At 38.7% G+C, this 21,767-nt stretch carries 24 protein-coding genes, 1 pseudogene and 1 riboswitch; of the genes and pseudogenes, 14 read left to right on the top strand and 11 right to left on the bottom strand.

Annotated elements, in window-relative coordinates; genetic code table 11:
• Nucleotide 1 precedes the first annotated feature (1 nt).
• On the bottom strand, nt 2–1,135 hold the full coding sequence (locus tag A3GQ_RS0113525; RefSeq protein ID WP_028777502.1) for a conserved virulence factor C family protein: 1,134 nt from the start codon (nt 1,133–1,135) through the stop codon (nt 2–4).
• Nucleotides 1,136–1,451: 316 nt separating this feature from the next.
• A complete protein-coding gene (locus tag A3GQ_RS27125; protein ID WP_156877717.1) occupies nt 1,452–1,724 on the bottom strand; it encodes a hypothetical protein in 273 nt (90 codons plus the stop codon).
• Nucleotides 1,725–2,033: 309 nt separating this feature from the next.
• Here A3GQ_RS27125 and A3GQ_RS0113515 point away from each other — a divergent pair, with 309 nt between their 5' ends.
• From A3GQ_RS0113515 to A3GQ_RS0113505, 3 genes are all read left to right on the top strand, one after another.
• Nucleotides 2,034–3,065 (top strand): NAD-dependent epimerase/dehydratase family protein, encoded by a 1,032-nt coding sequence (locus A3GQ_RS0113515; RefSeq protein ID WP_028777500.1) that lies wholly within the window; start codon nt 2,034–2,036, stop codon nt 3,063–3,065.
• 490 nt (nt 3,066–3,555) lie between these two features.
• Complete coding sequence (locus A3GQ_RS0113510) at nt 3,556–4,056, top strand: sigma-70 family RNA polymerase sigma factor (protein ID WP_051271821.1); 501 nt, start codon at nt 3,556–3,558, stop codon at nt 4,054–4,056.
• A gap of 4 nt (nt 4,057–4,060) precedes the next feature.
• Nucleotides 4,061–5,497 carry a DUF4179 domain-containing protein gene (locus A3GQ_RS0113505; RefSeq protein ID WP_028777498.1) on the top strand — a complete coding sequence of 479 codons (1,437 nt, stop codon included), beginning with the start codon at nt 4,061–4,063 and terminating at the stop codon, nt 5,495–5,497.
• A 125-nt stretch (nt 5,498–5,622) separates the two neighbouring features.
• On the opposite strand, the gene A3GQ_RS0113500 is transcribed toward A3GQ_RS0113505, so the two are convergent.
• Both A3GQ_RS0113500 and A3GQ_RS0113495 read right to left on the bottom strand, forming a co-directional pair.
• Entirely contained in the window at nt 5,623–5,937 is a 315-nt protein-coding gene (locus A3GQ_RS0113500) for a DMT family transporter (RefSeq protein ID WP_028777497.1), read from the bottom strand.
• Nucleotides 5,937–6,278, bottom strand: coding sequence for a DMT family transporter (locus A3GQ_RS0113495; protein ID WP_028777496.1), 342 nt, complete (start codon nt 6,276–6,278; stop codon nt 5,937–5,939). Before A3GQ_RS0113495 ends, A3GQ_RS0113500 begins: the two co-directional genes overlap by 1 nt.
• A gap of 65 nt (nt 6,279–6,343) precedes the next feature.
• A riboswitch (guanidine-I (ykkC/yxkD leader) is annotated at nt 6,344–6,441 on the bottom strand.
• Between the two features lie 171 nt (nt 6,442–6,612).
• Between A3GQ_RS0113495 and A3GQ_RS0113490 the strand changes: the two genes are divergently transcribed.
• The 3 genes from A3GQ_RS0113490 to A3GQ_RS0113480 are packed head-to-tail and all read left to right on the top strand — an operon-like array spanning nt 6,613 to nt 9,265.
• Nucleotides 6,613–7,029: a MarR family winged helix-turn-helix transcriptional regulator gene (locus tag A3GQ_RS0113490; RefSeq protein WP_028777495.1), complete on the top strand. Its 417-nt coding sequence runs from the start codon at nt 6,613–6,615 to the stop codon at nt 7,027–7,029.
• A gap of 29 nt (nt 7,030–7,058) precedes the next feature.
• Nucleotides 7,059–7,694, top strand: a complete 636-nt coding sequence (locus A3GQ_RS0113485; protein ID WP_028777494.1) for an HlyD family secretion protein — start codon at nt 7,059–7,061, stop codon at nt 7,692–7,694.
• A gap of 32 nt (nt 7,695–7,726) precedes the next feature.
• Nucleotides 7,727–9,265 carry a DHA2 family efflux MFS transporter permease subunit gene (locus A3GQ_RS0113480; RefSeq protein ID WP_028777493.1) on the top strand — a complete coding sequence of 513 codons (1,539 nt, stop codon included), beginning with the start codon at nt 7,727–7,729 and terminating at the stop codon, nt 9,263–9,265.
• A gap of 263 nt (nt 9,266–9,528) precedes the next feature.
• Here the strand turns inward: A3GQ_RS0113480 and A3GQ_RS0113475 are convergent, their stop codons facing one another.
• Complete coding sequence (locus tag A3GQ_RS0113475) at nt 9,529–10,422, bottom strand: AraC family transcriptional regulator (protein WP_028777492.1); 894 nt, start codon at nt 10,420–10,422, stop codon at nt 9,529–9,531.
• A 282-nt stretch (nt 10,423–10,704) separates the two neighbouring features.
• On the opposite strand from A3GQ_RS0113475, the gene A3GQ_RS0113470 reads away from it, so the two are divergent.
• Nucleotides 10,705–11,493 carry an SDR family NAD(P)-dependent oxidoreductase gene (locus tag A3GQ_RS0113470; RefSeq protein ID WP_028777491.1) on the top strand — a complete coding sequence of 263 codons (789 nt, stop codon included), beginning with the start codon at nt 10,705–10,707 and terminating at the stop codon, nt 11,491–11,493.
• Between the two features lie 266 nt (nt 11,494–11,759).
• On the opposite strand, the gene A3GQ_RS0113465 is transcribed toward A3GQ_RS0113470, so the two are convergent.
• On the bottom strand, nt 11,760–12,521 hold the full coding sequence (locus A3GQ_RS0113465; protein WP_037464949.1) for an ANT(4')-I family aminoglycoside nucleotidyltransferase: 762 nt from the start codon (nt 12,519–12,521) through the stop codon (nt 11,760–11,762).
• An 840-nt stretch (nt 12,522–13,361) separates the two neighbouring features.
• Here A3GQ_RS0113465 and A3GQ_RS0113460 point away from each other — a divergent pair.
• Nucleotides 13,362–13,769, top strand: a complete 408-nt coding sequence (locus A3GQ_RS0113460) for a hypothetical protein (protein ID WP_028777489.1) — start codon at nt 13,362–13,364, stop codon at nt 13,767–13,769.
• A 652-nt stretch (nt 13,770–14,421) separates the two neighbouring features.
• Here A3GQ_RS0113460 and A3GQ_RS0113450 read toward each other — a convergent pair.
• The gene (locus tag A3GQ_RS0113450) at nt 14,422–15,726 is read right to left on the bottom strand and encodes a helix-turn-helix transcriptional regulator (RefSeq protein ID WP_028777488.1); all 1,305 of its coding nucleotides are present in this window, start codon (nt 15,724–15,726) and stop codon (nt 14,422–14,424) included.
• A 191-nt stretch (nt 15,727–15,917) separates the two neighbouring features.
• Here A3GQ_RS0113450 and A3GQ_RS0113445 point away from each other — a divergent pair, with 191 nt between their 5' ends.
• Nucleotides 15,918–16,250, top strand: coding sequence for a hypothetical protein (locus tag A3GQ_RS0113445; RefSeq protein ID WP_028777487.1), 333 nt, complete (start codon nt 15,918–15,920; stop codon nt 16,248–16,250).
• 118 nt (nt 16,251–16,368) lie between these two features.
• Here A3GQ_RS0113445 and A3GQ_RS0113440 read toward each other — a convergent pair whose 3' ends face one another.
• A complete protein-coding gene (locus A3GQ_RS0113440; protein WP_028777486.1) occupies nt 16,369–16,560 on the bottom strand; it encodes a hypothetical protein in 192 nt (63 codons plus the stop codon).
• Between the two features lie 286 nt (nt 16,561–16,846).
• Between A3GQ_RS0113440 and A3GQ_RS25745 the strand changes: the two genes are divergently transcribed.
• Nucleotides 16,847–17,425 (top strand): hypothetical protein, encoded by a 579-nt coding sequence (locus tag A3GQ_RS25745; protein WP_051271795.1) that lies wholly within the window; start codon nt 16,847–16,849, stop codon nt 17,423–17,425.
• A 204-nt stretch (nt 17,426–17,629) separates the two neighbouring features.
• Here the strand turns inward: A3GQ_RS25745 and A3GQ_RS0113430 are convergent, their stop codons facing one another.
• Nucleotides 17,630–18,184 carry a dihydrofolate reductase family protein gene (locus A3GQ_RS0113430; RefSeq protein WP_028777485.1) on the bottom strand — a complete coding sequence of 185 codons (555 nt, stop codon included), beginning with the start codon at nt 18,182–18,184 and terminating at the stop codon, nt 17,630–17,632.
• Between the two features lie 383 nt (nt 18,185–18,567).
• On the opposite strand from A3GQ_RS0113430, the gene A3GQ_RS0113425 reads away from it, so the two are divergent.
• From A3GQ_RS0113425 to A3GQ_RS0113410, 4 genes and pseudogenes are all read left to right on the top strand, one after another.
• Nucleotides 18,568–18,957: a DUF1048 domain-containing protein gene (locus A3GQ_RS0113425; RefSeq protein ID WP_051271793.1), complete on the top strand. Its 390-nt coding sequence runs from the start codon at nt 18,568–18,570 to the stop codon at nt 18,955–18,957.
• A 194-nt stretch (nt 18,958–19,151) separates the two neighbouring features.
• Complete coding sequence (locus A3GQ_RS0113420; RefSeq protein ID WP_028777483.1) at nt 19,152–19,517, top strand: DUF1048 domain-containing protein; 366 nt, start codon at nt 19,152–19,154, stop codon at nt 19,515–19,517.
• Between the two features lie 194 nt (nt 19,518–19,711).
• Nucleotides 19,712–20,047 (top strand): DUF1048 domain-containing protein, encoded by a 336-nt coding sequence (locus A3GQ_RS0113415; protein ID WP_051271790.1) that lies wholly within the window; start codon nt 19,712–19,714, stop codon nt 20,045–20,047.
• Nucleotides 20,048–20,061: 14 nt separating this feature from the next.
• A pseudogene (locus A3GQ_RS0113410) lies at nt 20,062–20,349 on the top strand (serine hydrolase); the annotation flags it as partial.
• A 230-nt stretch (nt 20,350–20,579) separates the two neighbouring features.
• Here A3GQ_RS0113410 and A3GQ_RS0113405 read toward each other — a convergent pair.
• Both A3GQ_RS0113405 and A3GQ_RS0113400 read right to left on the bottom strand, forming a co-directional pair.
• Nucleotides 20,580–21,215, bottom strand: coding sequence for an FMN-dependent NADH-azoreductase (locus A3GQ_RS0113405; RefSeq protein ID WP_028777480.1), 636 nt, complete (start codon nt 21,213–21,215; stop codon nt 20,580–20,582).
• Nucleotides 21,216–21,284: 69 nt separating this feature from the next.
• The gene (locus tag A3GQ_RS0113400; RefSeq protein WP_051271787.1) at nt 21,285–21,722 is read right to left on the bottom strand and encodes a MarR family winged helix-turn-helix transcriptional regulator; all 438 of its coding nucleotides are present in this window, start codon (nt 21,720–21,722) and stop codon (nt 21,285–21,287) included.
• Nucleotides 21,723–21,767 lie beyond the last annotated feature (45 nt).

The raw sequence follows: 21,767 nt of genomic DNA, 5'->3' as shown, positions 1-21,767 counted from the left end.
TTTAATCCTTTGATCGATAAGATTGCGTCATTTGTTGCCAAACCGTACCACTGGCTTCTTCACCTTGGGTAATACGTTGTAAGGCGATCTGTGCTTGCATCTTTACTTCAAACTCTGGATCTCCAATAGCTAGTTGCAATGCATCAATAGCCGATTCGTCACCTACTTCATATAAAAAGCGAGCAGCTCTCCAGCGTACGAGTTTATTTTTGTCCTTTAATGCATCACACATGACTTGGATAGCATCTGGATCGCCAATATCAGAAATTGTATCTCCAGCAGTACGACGAACTACGGCTGAAGAATCTTTCATCGCTTCAAAGAGATAAGGCAAAACGATTTTTCCGCCAATATAGCCTAAAAACACGACAGCCTGTCTACGAATGGCTGCTGAAGAATCTTTCAATGCGGCAGCTAAAACTTCTATTTCCTCTGCATTAGGTTCCCACTGCATCATAGCAGCATACCGTATTTCCCAATTTTCGTGTGTGAAGGCAATGCGAACTTCATCTGCTGACTTTTTTTGGTCTAATGGATTTGCTTCCGCTTTTGGAGACAGTGCTTGTTTTACCAAACGTTGAAGCCGGCTATCTGGGTACATTGCCTCAAATTCAGCTGTTAATTGTTTGCCGATTTCATCCGGTTCTCCATAACGAATACCTTGATCCATCCATTTTCTTTCTAAGATAACATTGGACGTTACCCCTTGAATTTGCAGCACAGCTTGCTGGAATCGATCAGGTAAGGCAAAGCGATTTTCGGTGTTGTTATGTACAAGTTTGATTTGATATGGGATACCGCGCAAAGTTTGGATCAATACTTGTACCTCGCCAAACGCATCTAATTCCTCCGCTAAAGAATGTTCATTGTCTTGTTGCTCATTCCCAAAAATACGTCGTACCGAAGTTAATAATTGCTCCCAATCTGCTTTGGGATGGCGTTCGATTGATAAGAAATCAAGTACTTGGAAAACACCAACAATGCCTTCGATATTCAATACTTTTTGGATATGGTCAGGTGCATATTCTTTTGTTGCTTTGTTATATTCATACCTCGTCCCAGTTGGAAGGGTTTGATCTAAGTTACACTTCATTACGTTAGGACTTGGAGTTGGTTCGATCGATATGATCTTCATGTAGAACACTTCCTTGTTGGGTACTTTTCATTTTTATTGTATCTGTTGATGAGGAAAATGCCAAATTTGAACGTTATTTGGTTCCTATTACTTCTTGGAGTTGAATTCGTTTGTTTATGAGACAATAAAAACCACCAAAGAATGGTGGTTTTTATTGTCTCATTGTCTTGTATGGATTTTGTTCGTAGATGGAAAATAGGAATAAAAATAAAATCTTATTTATTTTTGTGAATCATATTGTAATCCTTACTTAAAAGCAGGTCCGGCGCAGACCTCTTGAGAGATCTGCGCCGGAGTTAGTTCCTTGCGGGGCGGCCTAGGAGAAGACCGCCTTGATGAGGCCGAGGATGAACGTGATCGCACCCACGCCGTTGACGATGATGCCGAAGACGAAGAGGATGATCCACTTGAGACCCTTCTTCGTACGCGGCACCGTCGGCTGCTCGTGCTTGCCTCCGATCATGTTGGACATGGTCCGCCCCATCTCGGCGCCGGTCTTAGCCCCAGCCTTGAAGGCGGGCTTGAAAGACTTGAACGCCAGGATGGCTCCCGCGATGAAGAGCAGGGCTCCGATGATCATCGGGTTCATGACATACACCTCGTGTTTCCGATAGGGAACAGGAACTTATGTTAATATTATCTTTAACTGAATAATCTATCAACCCGATTTGATTGATAGGAGTAAATTTTTTTAAATGTTTTTCTATTATTTATCATAGGGCGTTTTGTTAGCAGGATATCAAGATCGTAAAAATGATAACGTTGAGACTGAACCGAAAAGTGTAGAGGTTACAAATAAAAAAAGAGGTTAGTTAAGATAGATAGGGTTACATTCCGTAACTTTCATATGGATTGTGATATTCTTATATTTGTAAAGAGTCAGATGGGGGATGATACGATGAAAATTCTCATAATCGGTGGTACTCGTTTTTTAGGTCGTTATATTACGCTTGAGGCCTTAAATAGAAATCATGATATTACGTTGTTTAATAGAGGAAAAGAAAATCGTACCCTCTTCCCCGAAGTTGAGACCGTTATAGGAGACCGGACTGAGGATATTGCATTGCTCGGGGATAGAGTGTGGGATTGTGTCATCGATACTTGCGGGTTTGTGCCTTGGAATGTGGAACCATCCATCCAATATTTAAAAAGCCGTACCAAGCATTATGTATATATATCCAGTCAATCGGTGTATTCCGATTTTAGTCAATTCCATATCGATGAGCATTCTCCTGTGGAAACAATATCAGCCGAAACAGTGGATGAGTGTAAGCGGACAGGTTATGGTCCTTATGGTGAATACTATGGTGCGATGAAATTCCTTTGTGAACAACTCATCGAACAACATATGCCACAAAACGTACTACATGTGCGAGCTGGTTTGATCAGTGGCCCTCATGATTACTCTGATCGATTATCCTATTGGATTAACCGGATCTCCCAAGGGGGTGAAGTAGTAGCTCCAGGTCATTCAGAACAACCGATTCAATTAATTGATGTCAGAGACCTTTCTAGCTGGATCATTCAAATGGTAGAGTCTCGTCAAACGGGTGTTTTTAATGTTACAGGAACACAAACTACGATGGGACATTTGCTAGAGGAATGTCGACGAATTACGGATAGTAATGCGGATTTTCAATGGGTAGAAGAGCAATTTTTATATAAAGAACAAGTGCAACCATGGACTGATTTACCACTGTGGCTCCCAGAACAACATGGTTTATCTGATGGGGAAAAGCCACCTGTTGGTTTCTTTCATGTGAATATAAATAAGGCAATACATACTGGACTTTCCTTTCGATCGCTTTCAGAAACGATTGCAGATACTTTGCAATGGTTGCAGGAAGAAAGGAAAGAAGACTGGAAATGTGGTTTAACATTGGAGAAGGAGAAGGTACTACTTACGAATTGGAAATGGAATCAAGATTAACGATGTGAAATGATGGACGAAAATAATATCTGGATATAAATAAACAATTAGTTTTGTGTCTAATTGTTTATTTTTTATTTTGTGAGCATATATGCTAGATTTTCACCCGTTTTGGATGATTTTAGCAAGACAGACAGAGGAAGATGAATACTGTCTTCTATAGCGAATACAAACTCTTCATTATCTTTCCCTATCTTTGGAAGCCTATCTGGAAATTTGATACCTCCTGTCTTTTTCCATCACATAAGTTTCTTATTTTCGTCCTGTATATGAACAATTAAACGGTTTCTGCTTGTTGTCGTGATAGGAAGTTATCAATTTTGACACAAATCATGATGTTTTGTTCAAACTATTTTGCTTTCGTAACCATCTAATGGTTAGATCTTCAAAATGGAGTGTTTTACCTTTGTTTTCAATACCAACCACTAGCAATTATTTTTATTTCTAATACATGGATAACTTCGACAGAAATGGATGTGAAGGAATGGATATGGAGCAGTTGATACGCGAGGCACAGAAGGGAGATTGGGAAAGTTTTTCGCAAGCTGTGTTCTCGGTAAAGGATCAAGCTTATCGTATCGCGTATTGCTATCTTTATGAAGAAAATGACAGTATGGATGTTGTTTGTGATGCGATGGAAAAAGCATATGTGAAGATCAAATCTTTGCGGGAACCGAAATTTTTTACGACATGGTTTATTCGCATCGTGATTAATGAGTGTAAAGCTCAGTTGAAAAAGAAAAAAACGATATCCTTCGTTGCAGATCATGCATCACATCGTACCGTTAATCCTGAAGAAGTGGTAGATCTAAAGATGGCTCTCCAAAGTCTATCACCAAGTGATCGTGTGATTGTTCAAATGAAGTATTTTTTAGGTTATACGTTTACCGAAATAGCGGAAGCGATAGGAATGCCGGAAGGAACAGTGAAAACGAAATTGTATCAAACATTAAAGTTATTAAAATCTAAGTTAGCTTTACAGGAGGTTTAGAGCGATGAAACCATTTGATCCTAAAGAGCATAACTCCGAATGGGAGTTAGATGTAGAAGAACAAGAAAAATTGAGGAAATATATGAATATACCTGTTCCAAAAGAGTTAGATGATCGTCTTGCTGCTAGAATGGCACAGATGAAAACACCCAAACCTTCCCGTCGAATGAACTGGCAGAAGATCGCTCTCACAGCCGCCGCTTCTATCCTGCTTATTTTTTCACTAGGAATGCTTACTTCTTCTACATTCGCTGATTATATCAAAAGTATTTTTATGCAAAATAACGATCCCGGATTAAAAGAAGCATTCAAAAATGGATTTAGCCAATCGATAAATAAAGAAGTAACGGATCAAGGAATTACTGTGAGAGTTAAGGAAGTAGTAGCAGATTTGAACCGAATTGCGGTCAGTGTGGAAATGATAAACGAAAAGGGGGAAATGATCGACCCAACATTGACGAATCCTGGAGTTGATGGAGATTATTATTTGACAGACAAAAAGGGGAATATCATAAATAGGGCTGCACTTAGTCCTACATGGAGTCGTACTTGGAAACCGCTAGGAGGAATCATCGAGTTTGATTTTGCTACAGGTCCGAATACAGAGACGGTGTTTTTTCATATGGACCTTTCCAATGTTGGAGTAAAAACAAATGAATTGGGAGAGGAAATCAATCCAGGGGTAAATGGGAGTTGGAAGTTAAAAATACCGATTGATACAAGAAAAGGAAAAATTGCTTCCAAAGTGATCCAATTAAATAAAAGTTGGAACGGAGAACATGATCTGAAGTTAACGCTAGATGAACTTATGTTGTCGCCTAGTTTAACTCGGCTGATGTACCATGTGGATCAATCGGATCAATTAACCCAATTGCCGGATGATGATGCTTCTGACTTCCAAACTGTGAATATGCGTTATTTTATAACGGATGATCATGGCAAGAAAGTAGCGACTTATGGTGTGGAACCTAGCAATTCAGGGGCAGAATCAACCAATTCAGAAATTCAACATCCGCCGCTCACAAAATCAAAGTACTATGAGTTTCACTTAACAGGTATCTCTTATGCCAATGTCGTTGAAAAAGAAATATTTTCTATCTCTGCAAAAACATTACCAATGACGAAAAATACAAAGGAAGGAAAAATAACAATCAAAACAATAAGGAAAGATAGTGAAGGGAATGCAGTTATAAGAATTGAAGGAGAGCGGCCAAAAGATATAGATACCTATACATGGATTATTCGCGATGAATTAGGTCAAGAAGAGGAACTGATTTCTCATGGATCAGTAAATGGGAAAAAATCGCAGGGAGACAGGTGTTTCTTTACTGAGAACTTAATCGTAAATGGAGAACTGTTATCGGATAAGGTGCAATTGGAATTGGTCGCAGTGAAAAAGTATCATCCGACCAACTGGTCTTTTAAAATCAATGGATATTAAATATTTGGAAGGGAATCCAAGGGCAGAGGATTCCCTTTTTCTTTGAAAAATAAGTTGGTGAATCGAAAGAGGGATGGGTCATGAAGAGTGTAATTGTTGTTTTTCTAGTTGGAACGATATAATAATCAGCCGATCAACTTTAAACCAATGGTAGCTCCTAAAACCATGGCAATAAAACCAACTCTTTTCCAATCTTTTGATTCACGGAAAAAGATCATCCCTAAAATAGCGCCGCCAGATGCGCCTATCCCTGTCCAAATCGCATAGGCTGTTCCCATCGGCAGGGTTTTCATGGCGAACGCAAGAAAGAGAAAACTCAGCCCAAATCCCATAATTAGAAGAAACATAGACCGCCAGCTCGGATTTTTATGAACCTTATGGATCATGAGGACACCAAACATTTCAAAGAGGCCGGCGATAATCAAAGAAATCCATGCCATTATCGTTCTTCTCCTTTCTGTGTCGATTCCTTCGTGACGATTTTTAAACCAATTACACCAAGTAGTAACAAGAAGATGAGAAATAGCTTTTCTCCTTGGAACGGTTCATCAAAAAATAAGATGTCCGATAAAACAGTGCCAGCGGTACCCAAACCTACAAAAACAGCATATACTGTGCCCACTGCTATTTTTCTGCCGGCCATGATCATCAGGTAAAAGCTGATGATAATAGAAAGGATGGTTCCGATCCAAGCTAAAATACTATCAGCATGTTTCAACCCAATGACCCAAATAACTTCAAATAGAGCTGCGATGAATACAGAAGTCCATGTTGCCTTCATTTTCAATCCCTCCTTGTAGAATAAGCAAAAACAAAAAAAGCCTGAGTGATCACTGTTAACCAGTTATCTCCCAGGCTTTTATCCTTCCGTGACACAGCTTTGCTGTGAGTTTTCTCTCGGACCAGACCAACATAATAGTTGCGGAACCCTAGAAAACGTTTCTTATATATCATTACCTAGAATTATACACAGAATCCAGTGGTTAGCAAGTTTGCTATCTGTTTCATAATATTGACACAAATAAAACTATTATATATATGAAAGTTATCTTTTTTTAGTGTAATATCTTTTTCGGAAAGATATTTTATAGATTAACTATTTGGAGGTGAAGAGATTGACTGGAAATCATCGTTCATTAAATCTAGAAATGAATGAGGTTTTCATGCTATTCGGAAAGCAATTCAGTAAATTATCCCTTCAATCTGATCTTTCGCCAGCAAAGTTTTGGTTTCTTGTATATCTTTATCGCAAAGGTAAATCAACGGTGAACGATTTGTCTCAGGAAACCTGTGTTACTTCTGGTGCTACTTCATTGGCAATTAAAAGTTTGGAGAACAGAGGATATGTAGAACGAATCCGAGATCAGGAAGATCGTCGAGTGGTGTGGGTGAGCCTAACAGAAGGCGGAAAGAAAATAGTAGAGGAATTAAGTCAAAAACGCGCCAAAATTTGCGAGCAATTATTAGAAAATTTAACAGAAACAGAAAAAGAGATATTTCTATTGATTTTGAAAAAGATGTTGTCTGTTTGACCATAAGCCCTTGTAGGAGGTAAGAACAAATGAAAAATTCCATTATTGTCAGTGTGCTTGTTGCCCTTATTGTCATTGCTGCTGGTGCAGGAGTTTTATTTTATACCAATGAATCAATGAATTACATATCGACGGAAGAAGCAAAAGTCCAAGGTGATATTAGCACCGTTACTGCTACAGTTAACGGAACTATCAAAGAGTGGAATATCAAAAATAACCAAGAGTTGAAAAAAGGGGATGTCATAGCGAGCATCCAATCTGCTGATCCGGCAGGAACCGTCGTTCAAGTAGTAGCACCAGCCGATGGTACGGTATTGCAAAGCAAAGGAGCTGTTGGTCAAGTGGTGGCAGCTGGTACTCCCCTAGCGATGACTACGCCATTAGCTCAACTGTATGTTACAGCAAATATTGAAGAAACGGATCTACAGGATATCAAAGTCGGCGCGGATGTAAAGGTAATGGTTGATGCGTTTTCAGGGAATGAGTTTTCAGGAAAGGTCGAAGAAGTAGGAGAAGCTACCACTTCCATTTTCTCTATGCTCCCAGGAAACAATGCAAGCGGCAACTATACCAAAGTAGTACAAAAGGTACCTGTGAAAATCTCTCTTGATGGTGGAGATAAATTGATTCCTGGATTAAATGCAACCGTGAAAATTAGCAGATAAGTTTCAAAGGGAAAGGGAAAGGAGGGAGAGCGATGCCAGAAGGTCAAAGCAAACGCTTGGTTCTTTCGGTGACGATCATAGCTGTATTTATGGCTATTTTGGATACAAGTATTGTAAACGTTGCGATACCAAAAATGATGGCTGTTTTTAGTGTGGATACCAAAGAGATACAATGGGTAGTTACTTCCTATACGTTGGTAGTAGGAACCATTATTCCGGTTACTGGGTACATTACGGAAAAGTTTGGTTTTAAGAAAATCTTTATTTTCTCTTTGGTTGTGTTTACCCTTGGTTCTTTGCTTTGTGGTTTGGCATGGAGCAACGAATCGATGATCCTATTTCGCATTATCCAGGCAATTGGCGGAGGAGCCTTAATGCCTGTCTCGCAAGCTATGATCTTTCGGTTATTTCCAAAAGAAAAAAGAGGACAAGCGATGGGATTGTTTGGAATTTCCATCATGTTTGCCCCAGCGATTGGTCCTACATTGAGCGGATATATCATTCAATACATGGATTGGCGGCTCATCTTTTTTATCAATGTACCGATTGGTGTGGTAGCTACGATTATTGCGATGGTCAGCTTTAAAGAATTGGATCATCGTGTGGATCGGAAATTTGATGTTACTGGTTTTATTACTTCGACCATTGGTTTTTCTACTCTGCTTTATGGAATAGGATTGGTTCCAGAGAAAGGTTGGGGCCATGATGAAGTGTTATTCTTTGTTGGGGTAGGTTCTGTTTCCTTGCTCATCTTTATTGCCATCGAGTGGGTGAAGAAAAATCCGATGCTCGACTTGCGATTGCTGAAGATTCCTGTATTTACGGTTGCACAAATCATCACGAGTTTGACGAGTGTTATTCTCTTTGTACCATTGTTTTTGTTCCCTATTTTTTTGGAAAACATCGCAGGACTCACGGCCTTGCAAACGGGTCTATTGCTCTTGCCTCAGGCACTGATCACAGGACTCATGATGCCAGTAGCAGGAATGTTATTTGATCGAATTGGTGCTCGTTGGCTCGCAGTTATTGGAATGGCGATTACGGTTTATTCCTTGCACTTGACTACACAATTGGATGTGAACACATCTTTTTCGACGATTGCATTTTGGTTGATCTTGCGTGGGATTGGTATTTCATTGGTCATGATGCCTGTATCGACGGCAGGGATGAATGCTGTCCCCAATCATCTGGTTGCTCAAGCTACAGCACTCAGCAATACCATCCGCCAAGTAGCAGCTTCTTTTGGGATCGCATGGGCAACGTTGCTGTTGTCCAATCGTCAAGTTTTTCATAGTGCCAACTATGCTGATCAGTACAATGTCTTTTCCAGCTTCTCACAAGGAATCGTCCAACAGATCCAAAGTGCGTACATGGGACTTGGCCAAAGTTTCACTGAAGCCAAAGCGTCTGCACTTGGATACATTTCAGGTCAAATCCAGGTACACACCACCGTACAAGCGATGGATGATGTATTTTATATTTCGATGTGGCTGGCAATTTTTGCGCTTGTGATTTCCTTCTTTATTGGGAAGAAAGAAGCAGTACAAAAAGAAGAGACAGCAACAAAGTAAAAATGAAGGGGATGATTCTTACCCCGAAATGGACTTGCATTTGTAATTCTAATTGATTAAGAAATACTCAACGAATGAGAAACATTAGTTGAGTTTAATAGAGCTGTGATTACGAAAACCGGGTTCCCTTATAGCGTAAAGGGCCCGGTTTTCTATGTGGAAAAATGATTAGCGTACGATTGTTTCGGTTTCGTGATGTATCCCAAACTAATGGATAATTTCATTCCCTATTTGAACTTTTGTTTAGCAGGAGATTCATGAGTCTATGCTCTCAAGCGTTTTATATCTTGTATAGGTGAAAAACCAAACATTCGGGAATATTCACGGCTGAATTGTGATGGGCTTTCATAACCTACCCGGAATGCGACATCCCCGGCATCTGTTGACTCGGATAATAACAGACGCCTTGCTTCCTGCAATCTCAATTGTTTTTGGAATTGAATAGGGCTCATAGCGGTTACCTCTTTAAAGTGTCTATGGAGCGAAGCAGTACTCATATTTGCTATTTCTGAAAGTTCTTCGATTCGAAAAGAAGTATCATAGTTATTCATGATATGTTCGATAACGTTTCTGATTCGTTTGGTACTGCTTCCTTCTATTGCAATTTGTCCCAGCACAACCCCGTGCTGTCCTTGCAGAATCCTATAAAGAATTTCCTTCGTGAAGAGAGGAGCAAGTACCGGGATATCCTTAAGGTTGTCTAGTAAACGAACTAATCTGATTACCGCATCTAATAAAGATAAATCCAACTGGCTGACAAACATACCTCGCTTAGTGTTTTCTTTCTGGCTAATTCGAATTTCAGAATCGCTTAAAATTTCTAAGATTTGACTCGGAGTAAATTCCAGTTTAAGAGACAGATACGGAACTTTGGGAGAGGCTTCCATGACTCGGCCGGTAACTGGCAGGTTAACGGATGCAACAAGGTAATCCGCAGGACCGTATCTAAATCGCTCCTGTGCCAGCAATACCTCCTTCACACCCTGAACGACAATGCAAAAGGAAGGATTGTAAACTCCAAAATTGGATCCAGTAACATTAGATTGACGAGTGAAAAATAAAGACGGAATTGCAGTCGTATGAACACCATCCCGTCCTGAATAACGTTCCATGAGTTTGGCAAGCTCATCCTGTTGTTTATGTAGTTGTTCAGACATAAGATCCTCCTTGTCCCTTCATACTCGATAGTTCCATCATAATTTATATTCTTACATAACGAAATGGCGATGAGAGGATTAGGCAATCATTTGAGAAGATCGAGATAACGGTCGTCTCCTCATTTGTTGCATAATAAGGATGCGAAGCGGAACCAAACTTCGCCCAAACATATCCAAATGAAACGTCGCACAAATGTGAAGAATGAGAACGAACACGTTTGAACTTATTTTGCTGCCAATATATATCGGGATAAGTATGCCAAGTTAAAGGGGAAGATTTGAATGGATACACAGGGGAAATATACAGTTATTACTGGAGCGAGCTCTGGTATAGGTTATGCGACAGCTAAGGTTTTCGCAAAACGTAAGAAAAATATGATACTTGTAGCCCGCCGTGAAAACAATCTAAACGAACTGAAAAGCGAAATCTTGCAGGAGGTTCCTGAGCTGGATATTGTGATAAAAGCAGTCGATGTATCCGTCAGTCAAAACGCTCATCAACTCTATCAGGAGTTAAATCCGTATCAAATTGAAACATGGATCAATAATGCAGGTTTCGGCAGCTATGACAGTGTGTCCGATCAAAACTTAGAAAAGATGGAAATGATGTTGCGTCTAAACGTGGAAGCACTAACTATCTTTTCGTCCTTGTATGTACGTGATTATAGAGACGTGGAAGGTACACAACTAATCAATATATCTTCAGCTGGTGGATATACAATCGTGCCAACGGCTGTTACCTACTGTGCTACCAAGTTTTTTGTCAGTGCATTTACTGAAGGGTTGGCCCGTGAACTGAAAGAAGCCAATGCAAAATTACAAGCTAAAGTTTTAGCACCAGCAGCAACCAAAACTGAATTTGGAAAAGTAGCAAACAATACGAGCAAGTATGACTATGACAAAATATTTAGTAGATACCATACAAGCGATGAAATAGCCAATTTTCTTTTGCAGCTTTATGATAGCAACTTGAGTGTTGGCAGAGTTGACAGAGAAGCCTTTGAATTCAAACTTAGCAAACCACTTTTCGATTATGCAGGTAATTCTAAGAATAACCAAAAAGTCAACTGAAAGATTCACACAGCGCGATTTTAAAGTGTTGGAGTAGCTGAATTACAATAGGTTGGTGTTGGGTAAAAAAATATATAGAAATTATGTCCATTATCATTGGTGGGAGTCATTCCATGCATAGCAATAATTTCTTTTCAGCATTTTGATAAAATAGGGGGAAATGGAAAGCATCCTTGCAGAACGCAAGGATGCTTTCTTTTTTTGAAAGGTGTTTTATACAAATGTAATGACAGATTTCACACAGTGGAAAAGGGAGTATGGAGTAATTAAAAAGGGATCTTTTCAGAATGGATAATGGTGTAGTTATTTTTCATCGCCCAATCCAAAACCCCAGTCCAAAAATTTTCGCATGTCTGTATGATTTCTTTTGAATCATGTAACTGTCCAGATAGGACAAGTTTACAAAGGGCATCAAATCCGGCAGGACGGTCAGGTAATCGCAGTGCTTCAGGTAAAACTTGTGCACTAGTTGAAAAATTTGTTTTGTTATGCAATCCAACTAACATTGCTCCGTATCGAGCAACATCGATGGCCAGAGATGGAAGGTATTCTTTGGGGCCGTGCAAATGAATATTTCTCCATTTTCCCACCGTTTCAAACAAATCTTCGATCAGTAGGCAAGATATGGCATGTTGGAAATCTTTTTTCTTTGGTGATTGTACCACTTTGCGAACTTTGGTAAAAAAACCATCTGGATCATACAACGGAAGCAGGTTTACATACATCCCATGGGTAAGAGGCCAGTCATTTTCTACGGTTTCTGCATGTTCCAAAACAACATCCCCGCTATCGAAATCCACTTCCGCTTTCCAGTTACCTGTGGTCCACTCGGAACGAAAGGATTCTCCTGAAGTGGAAAGAACACATAGTATTTCGATATCCGAATAGGGACCATCTGCACAGCGGGCAACTGATCCATAGACTCCGATTGCCTTTACCTTTGAATTGTATTTTTCCATGATGCGATCTTTGATTTCATCAATGATCTTCAAACGTTCACTTCTTATCATTTTCGCAGGTCCATTCATGTGTGCTTCTCTCCTCATTTTTAAGTACGATACACACGAATGAACCGGAGGACCACGGGCTTAACGGGGGACTTTTTCGGGAGTCATTATCCTTTTTCCTTTCTATTGTTTTTTGAAGGCTAGCCATCTATAGCAACTGAAGATGAATTACTACTTTATTTCTAATGTTACAACAATTATTGTATCGGGATAGAAGCTATAACACAATGCTTTGGTGGCTGTTTCTTTCAAGCTATACTCGGATGAGAAATTTTTTATTGGCAAGTAGGAAGATACGACGAAAAACGAGCGACAGACTGCTCCTTCTACTCGGATGAGAGGAGGTGCAGTCCGTCGTGGCGTATGAGTCTACGTTCTGACACACACGTTCTGGTTTATCAACGGCGGATTTCTCGCTTCAGACGCATGAGTTCATACGGAATGGAGTCCATTCGCCGAATGGTTGCCGGGGTCTTCATCAGGGTCCTCAACACGACGCCAATAACGATAACGGCAATGACGAGGAGGAGAATCTTAGGTAGCATGACCTGAAATATTCCCTTCTAAAACCAGTGTTGCTCTCATCATAATCGATAAGTGTAATACATGCTAGAGGGGGTAAAGAATCGTTTTATCGAAGGATAATCTGTCGATTGATGGTGGTTGTTTTTATATATAAATAAGTGATAATACTTATTGGAATAGTTGTATTATTGTCTTTGGCGGTTCTTTCTTTTGACTAGAACCGGCATCTTGCGACTGAGGTACTGAACGATGATATAGTAGAAAAAGAATGAAAACTCAAGGAAAAACCGGAGAATTTTGATATGGTATAAGAACCAAAGGTAAGGGGTGATGGAAATGCAAAGTATTATTCTCATTGGTGATAAAGATTTTGGATTAAAGGATATCAAAAAATTATCCCACAGTGGTTCGATAAAAACTTGGGATGATCCGGAAGAAAGAGAATATACAGTTAAATACGAAAATGGATATATTTGGTATCAACAAAGTGCGGCTATTACTGCGGAACTAATGAATGAATATGAAGAAGGAGAATTAATCGATATACCAATACGTCTTAATCAGATGAATTTTATCTTAGTAGCATATAAACCCATTCAAATATTAAAAAAAGTGTTTTTGGATGAGTCTTGGAACAAAAACATTTGGATAGACAATAACCATGGCTTGATCCTTTCTGTAGAAGAATTCATGGAGAAAATAAGAGAGAAGCCTGACTGGGATTGGAGATTGGAACTGGATTAGGAGCTCAATCATTCAGACATTAGCTTGTTCATTTTGAAAAAACAAATAGCATTTTTCGTCCGCGGCTATTCTACCTTTATCTAAATAGGGATAATCACCTAATTGAGAAAGTTCTCTGTTGATTTTTGCCGCTGTAGTTGTGAAATGACTAGGTTTATATCCAGATAAAAACGCATCAATTAACTCATTTTTGACAAAGATATTCCTCCTTATTAGTAAATATAACCGTTGATGGTATGTCTCCAACGGTTATGCTATCACACTCAAATTTTTAATAGATCTAATCTCATTTACTCGATCGATATCAAACTTTTCAACTGGATAGAAATGCATTCCCACAAGGATTTGCATGTCCTCTTCTTCTATGTAGTGATCCCATACCCACCTTGCATTTTCCACATAAGGATGGCTTGAGGCCTAATAAAAAAGCTTCTATATCAATCAAATGGACAACCTCCTAACTACAATAAAAAAGAACTATCTTAAAGATAGTTCGTTAAGTACATAGTGTTTTTCTATTATTTTGAAATTTCATTTTTAACCTAGTGGATCTACATCATTTCTTCCACCATCGTAGTGTATATTCATGTTTGGGCCTCCTTATCCTACAGGATCTCCATCATTCCTTCTTCCACCTGATAATGATTTCATATTAGACACTCCTTTTTAAAGTTTGATACATCAAGTTTTGGTAATAATGAAATTTTTGTTTATCACCATTTCTCTCATAAAAATCACACATACCAATAAAGATGTCAACAGAAGTATTCTTCATATCCTTACTATTAGAAAGAAGTTCATCTGCCATTTGGAATATTTCCTTTGAGTTATTTGTTTGGTTTTTTTCTTTTAAACGACCAAGATTTATCAATGATTCTATGAGATAAGAATCATTTTCTGTTGATTTTTCAAAATATTTAACGGCAAGAAGAAGTTGTTCCTCTGCTTTAGTATGATCATCCATTCGAAGGAGTAATTTACCATATTCGAAGTTTGTTTGACCAATACGAGCAGGGCTGTCTAATACGTAATTGCTTAAAGATAGAGCTTTTTGATATCGTTTTTTTGCTTCTTCTGCTCTTCCTAGCATGACAAATATATCTCCCATAATAGACCAGATGGAAAAGAGTCGGCGATATTCCCTGTTTTCCCATGCGATTTTTAATCCATTTTGAGCATACTCTAAAGCTTTAAGAGGTGATCCTGACTTCATAAGTAAGTTAGAATATTGCTCATGTATTTGAATCGTTACCGTTAAATTTGCTTTGAATTGATTTTTATTGTTATACAAATACTCCAATACATGGCATGCTTCTTCGTCTCTACCTAGTTCTTCTAAATAGATGACTTGGTTCAAATAAAGATAGGGTTTATAGTATTTTCTGTTTCCTTCATCTTCAAATGCATCAATCGCTTGTTCAGTGTAACCGAGCGCTGTTTTGTAATCGCTATCATAAAAGGCGAGTCTACCAAGATCATTTAAACAAATAGAACGAAGGTTAGAAGCTGCCAATCGAGGGCATTGGTCTAAATTCGTTAATGCTTTTAGTAACAACTTATTTGCTTTATTCCATCGCTTCAACTCAAAGGCAATTCTCCCTCGAAGGAAAGTAGCAAATACGGATACATCCTGGAACATTTGCAGATCTGGAAAGCTCTCAATCTCTTCTAAAGCCATACATGGGTTTCCAGTTAAAATATCTTCCATATGCTGTAGTTCTTCCATCAGGAACCGTTCTCTTTTTTTCATCTCTTCCTCGATACCGAATAATTCTTCTGCTTTTCCGAGTAGCTTGGCATAGTCTATATACTTCTCATCGGCAACAGTTGGAAGTCCCCGTTCCATACTGCTGATGGTTGTACTTCCAATCCCCAATTCATTTGCGACATCCAAAATACGTTTTCCTTGTTTCTTTCTTTCTTCAACTAAAACAGCACCAATAATATCCTTCCTCACCGACAGACCTCTTTTCCCATTGCGGTGTTGATCGATTGTTAATACCGTAATTTTACCAAATATTTTCCAAAATAAAAACAATGAATAAAGATTGCGGTATAGAAAGAATTAAATATTGACATTGATAAATTTTTACAATTTTCTTAAGATATTAGTAGGAGAAGAGAATTTGAAAAGGAGCGTGTTACTGAATGTCTTTGCGGCTTGTTATCGAAGGAGAAAGCAATAAAGTATTTAACTTTATGAGTGAAGTGAAAAGAACGAAAATGTATAGATTTTACGATAAAACTAAATTTACAGTGAGTCCGACTGAATCGAAAGTAGAATGTTATTTGGATGAATCATTACAAATGAAAGAGAAAAAGAGAAACGTGATCAAAGTAGTCCTACAGTTGTCGGATGAAAAAAGACTGGAGATCGATATCCTCGACTCGAAAATATTGGATTTAGGTGATAAAACTATCGTCATCGGCAAAAATTATGATATCTTTGCTGCTCCTTTGAATGATGTGGCAAGCAAGTAACGGGATTTGTTAGGTAGTTCAAGGTCAAAAAAGATCATTGTTCAAGAAGTATAAATGCGACTGCCCACCTCACGTTGTAGTGGGGTGGGCAGTCCGATCTAGCAGATGAACACAAGGATCAGCTGAAGAAGCTGAAGAACAGGCAGACGAATGACGTCGAGGCCGCACCTGGGATGAGGACCTTACGCGGGAAGTCGTAGCCTTTTTGAACCCAGTTGGTGATGTACATCCAGTCGGGGTGCTTCTTCTTGTACAGATGCATTGCCACTGCCGTTACTGCGAACAGCCCTGCTACAAGCTTGAGGATCATCTTGCAACTCCTTGGGGGAGGAGATCGGATAGTTCCTTTTATCGTACTAATGCGGGCTAAGTATTGTCAATAAAAATTAAAATATTCATATTTATATGTTAATAATGAGTTATCGATTAATAGAATGGGTATAGATATGGAATCGTCGCCTTTAACAGGCATTTTATTTCACTAGTCTGTTTGACGGTTAGTGTATAAAAAAATGCATATTCACCCCTGATAAAGTTGGACATAGAAAGTTTAAAGCAATTATGCTAGTATGGACCAACATTAAGGGAGTTTTTCGATGCAAAAAAAACCAACAATGATCGAGATAGAGGCAGCAGCAAGGTATGCTCAAAAATTGATAGAAGAGTATCGAACGTGGAAGCCAAACAAGACAGAGAAGTTGGTAGGAAATGCAGACTATCAAGTGGGAGATATATTACGAGTGACCTGTTCACCAGCTGCTGCACAGGTAGTAGATGTTAGACGCTATCATATAAGTATTGATTGGCCTTGGGAGAAGATTGATCCTCATTCCAAGTATCATTGGAATGGTCAAGTGGCGTTTCCGGTAGATCCAGATTCATATGAATGGTTGTGGGGACTGTATTATACAGATCCTATGCCTCATCATTTGGCAGTGGATGACACTTGTCTTGTCCATATTCCTGAGACATATGTCGCGGTGATGGATATCATCCACCATGATCCTCCTGAAGATACAGGTATGCTGCCACGACCGCATATCACGCTTGTCGTGCGCCTGATCGATCATTTGGAGCCGATCTTTGGGGATGATGATGAAGAAGATAGTGGAATCCCTATTGAATTAGAATCCGCTGCTCCCATTATGTTGGAGGTTGTGTATCGGACGAATTGATTGTTTCTTTGCGGATTTAAAAGCTCCGACTGCAACACCTTTGAAGTTTTCAGTGGAAATTTCAATTCGAGTAGTTGGAATGGCCATCTGTTGCATGAACGATCGTGTGCTGTAAGCAATACTAGAGAAGAACAAAACAAAAAAGCCTGACCAGTGATAACTGATCAGTTTTTGGGCGCAGCTGCGCTCTTTGTTTTTTCCATTTTATTTTCTATTCACCTGATAGATTAGTTGCACAACGCCAGAGGCGAACTTTCTTGTATGGACCATTTTCAAATTCAACCGCTGTTTAATATCCATAAACAACGGTTTTCCTTCTCCCAAAATAACAGGGTGAACAGATAATCGAAATTCATCAACAAGCCCTAAATGGATAAAAGTTGTAATAAGACTTGCTCCACCATATAGCCAGATGTCTTTACCAGGCTTATTCTTTAATTTATTTACTTCTTCAGGAATATTATCATTTATGAATATTACTCTATTATCCGTTCCTTTTTGTGTCCTGGAAAACACATATTTTTCTTTACTGTGAACTAATTCCCAAATTTCTTTTTCCGTATCATTATGTTCCATTTCTGGAGTAAACTGTCCCCATAAATCATAGCTTTTTCTTCCATACAAAATAGTATCAATTTGATTTAAGAAATGAATAAACCCCATCTCAGAGTCCATAATGCACCAATCAACTTCCCCGTTTTTCCCTTCAATAAAACCATCTAAAGTAACTGCTAAATCTAAAACTATTTTTCGTTTCATCATTTGTTCCCCTTTATGTTGATCTACTACCCATTATGAACCTTAAATATGTCACCTTGTGTCAAGTTAATAACAAAAAGGGGTAGAACTAGCAACTGAACGACGAACCATCATTAGAAATACAAATGACAATCGCAAATAAAAATAGGAACGAAAAGAATGTTTGGTTGAATGGAAAATGAATGGTAGTATTCCTGCTTCATGAGATTAGCTACCTATCATTGATGATCTGCAATTTTGTTCATAAAATGGCGAAATTCCTATATGTCTTCAAGAATGAGCTTCTAATCCACCCATTTCAAGAAAAGAAATAAATCAGACTATTGACACTCTATCTACTTAGTATTATTATGTAGAAGTACTAAGTTGTACAAAGTAGTTTTATGATAGAAAATAATATTTTTTCGACTTTAAAGCATATTGCTACAGGGGCGAGATGGAAACAAGAAAAAGCGGAATATAAAGGATACAAAAAACGGATGAATGCTTTACCAAGGGATTATCAGATGGTGATGAAAGAGATGGAGAGTTTCTTATGGACTTTTGCATCCGACAAAGACTCTACGATGTCCATATTTAAAGCGCTAAGAGATGTACTGGAACTATTTGAATCAAGCGCTCAAGAGGGAAAGGATGTGCTGGATGTAGTGGGTCAGGATGTGGGTGGTTTTTGCGATGACCTGTTACATGAGCTGGAAGGACAAACTTGGACAGGAAAAAGAAAAGAACAATGGAGCGAAAGCATTCGTAAAAAACTTGGTGAAGGAAAATAACGATAATCTCTCCAAAAAAATAAATCCGGCTATTGACATGGCTTACTACTCAGTAGTACTATATAGAAGTACTGAGTGATACAGATTAGAAAGGGTGCTCATTTCGGAAATTCAGAGCGCTGCGAAAATTCTACACATGAAACAAGAATGGGATTTTATATCATCAAAAATAAGCGAATTAAAGGAGAATTAAGATGGGAAATATTTTTTCGACCTTAACCAAATGGAAAGAAGAAAAAGCAGAATATAAAAGGTACAAAAAACGGATAAATGCTCTACCAAAGGATTATCAGATCGTGATGAATGAAAAGGAGAATTTCTTATGGAACTTTGCATCCGACCATGACTCTGCCATGGTCATATTTAGAAATCTAACCGATGAATTAGTATTGTTGGAATCAAATTCAAAAAAAGGAAAGGATGTGTTGGATGTAGTGGGACAGGATGTCGGTGGTTTTAGCGATGACCTGTTACATGAGCTTCCAGTGCAAACTTGGATCAGAAAGAGAAGAGAACAGTTGAACGAAAATATTCGTAAAAAGCTTGGTAAAGGAAGATAACGATAATCTCTCCAAAAAAATATATCTTTCTATTGATATGGCCATCTACTAAGTATTGCTATATAGAAGTATTGAGTGATACTTAGTAGATGGGGTACTCACTCAAGAAAATCAGTGGGCCGCGAAAATTTTACACACGAAACACGAATGGGAGTTAATCGCATCAAAAATAAGTGAAACAAAGGAGAATTAGGATGGGAAATATTTTTTCGACTTTAAAAGATTTGGTTACAGGAGCGGGATGGAAAGAAGAAAAAGCGGAATATAAAAGGTACAAAAAACGGATTCATGCTTTGCCAAGGGATTATCAGATCGTGATGAATGAGATAGAGAATTACTTATTGACTTTTGCATCCGACACGAACTCTACCATGGCTATATTAAAAGCGCTAACCGATGTACTAGGACTGTTTGAATCAAATGCAAAAGAGGGAAAGGATGTGTTGGATGTAGTGGGTCAGGATGTCGGTGGTTTTAGCGATGACCTGTTACATGAGATTCCGGTGAAAACCTGTATGTCCATTGCGTGACGGTCATCCGCGCTGAGAGGGAAACATACCGAGACGACTTGGCCAAAAACAACGTCCATTTGTCGTTTGGACAAGGGATACAAGGCGGCTGGGGCTTTGGGATGGCGGTGCGTACCTACCTCGGAGACTACGCATCTATCGGTCAGTTCGGCTGGGATGGAGGAACCGGCACTGCAGCTTATGCTGATCCAGACAAACAACTCACCGGAATTCTGTTCACCCAGGTTGGGATGTCCACTCCAGATTCAGCGCACCTTATCCAAGACTTCTGGACCACGGTCTACCAAGCAATCGAAGACTGATACCGAGCCTGAGCTTTTACTGATAGGGGTCTTATCCATAACAACAGCATTACTTTTGGATCGCTGGATGAGTCTATCAATAAAACTAGTCATTTGAAAAGAGTACTCCGTATGAAGGTGTAATCGTATATTTCTTACTCTTATACCCACTATATAAAAAAGGTGAATCTTGTTTGGATTCACCTTTTTTAGTATATGTTTTGGTTTTAATTGTCATTGTTGTATAAATATTAAAGCGATCTAGCGATTTGTATGGCTTGTTGAAGGGCTTCTTGCTTTAATCCATCATGATCCACACTGCCCAAATTGGTACCTTCTGCAATGATGGTTTCGATTTGCTCGACGCCAATAAAAGACAACACAGATTGTAGGTAACGCACACTGTGGTCATATTCTATGTTTATTCCAGACGAATATTGGTCTCCTCGTGACTGAATCAATACAGCTTGCTTGTTATTTAAAAGTCCTATTGGCCCATTCGGTGTGTATTGAAATGTTTTTCGAGCCACTTTAAACGTGTCTACATATGCTTTTAGCAATGGAGGTATCCCAAAATTCCACATAGGAAAAACAAATACATATAAATCAGTGTCTATAAATTGTTCCGTTAGGCGGTTAAACCTTCTCATTTTATTTTGGATAGGAGGCGAGAATTGATCCATGATCCAACCTTGTTTTGTCTTATCCATATACTCTAAAATTTCTTCATCAACCAATGGTATGTCATGATGAAAGACATCAATTCTTGTTATTTCATCCTTTGGATGATTGTGTTGATATTCTTCAATAAATGCTTTCCCGATTTGTAAGCTAAGGGACTGTTGGATCGGTTTTGGATTCGCAGTAATGTATAATACTTTTTTCAAAATAGCCCACTCCTTCTAGAAATATAATTCAATATAATAAATTACTAATTCGAAATATATCTCAAAAAATTATTTGAGTTTTTGTTTTGCTTCTATTCCTAATTTCTTCAGCAACTGAATTAAGTTGCGTTTTTCTTCATTTGTTAATCCATCCATTGCTTTTTGCAAAGCAATAAACTGTTCTGGCAAAGCTTGTTGCATCAATCGATGCCCCTCTGCGGTGAGACTTGCAAAGACGACTCTACGATCCTTATGATCTGGCTGGCGAAGTAAATAACCTTTTTTCTCTAATTTATCGATTACATAAGTAATGCTTGCATTTGCCAATAATATTTTTTCGCCGATTTCTTTTAATGAGAAAGGTCCCTTGCTATATAACAGTTCCAAAACACAAAATTCAGATAAACTCAAACCATGACGGGAAGCATCGCTTTGGGAATGTTCCATTACGCTTTTGTATGCCCGAGAGAGTACAATAAATAATTTCAGTGTAGGATCATCGTTCATCTCGACATCTCCTTCCATCCATTAATTCGAAATCGAAATGTTTGA

The sequence above is a fragment of the Shimazuella kribbensis DSM 45090 genome (assembly GCF_000428065.1).
Lineage (GTDB): Bacteria > Bacillota > Bacilli > Thermoactinomycetales > Thermoactinomycetaceae > Shimazuella > Shimazuella kribbensis.
The sequence above is the reverse complement of the archived record's forward strand: the minus strand, read 5'-3'. Positions and strand labels throughout refer to the sequence as shown.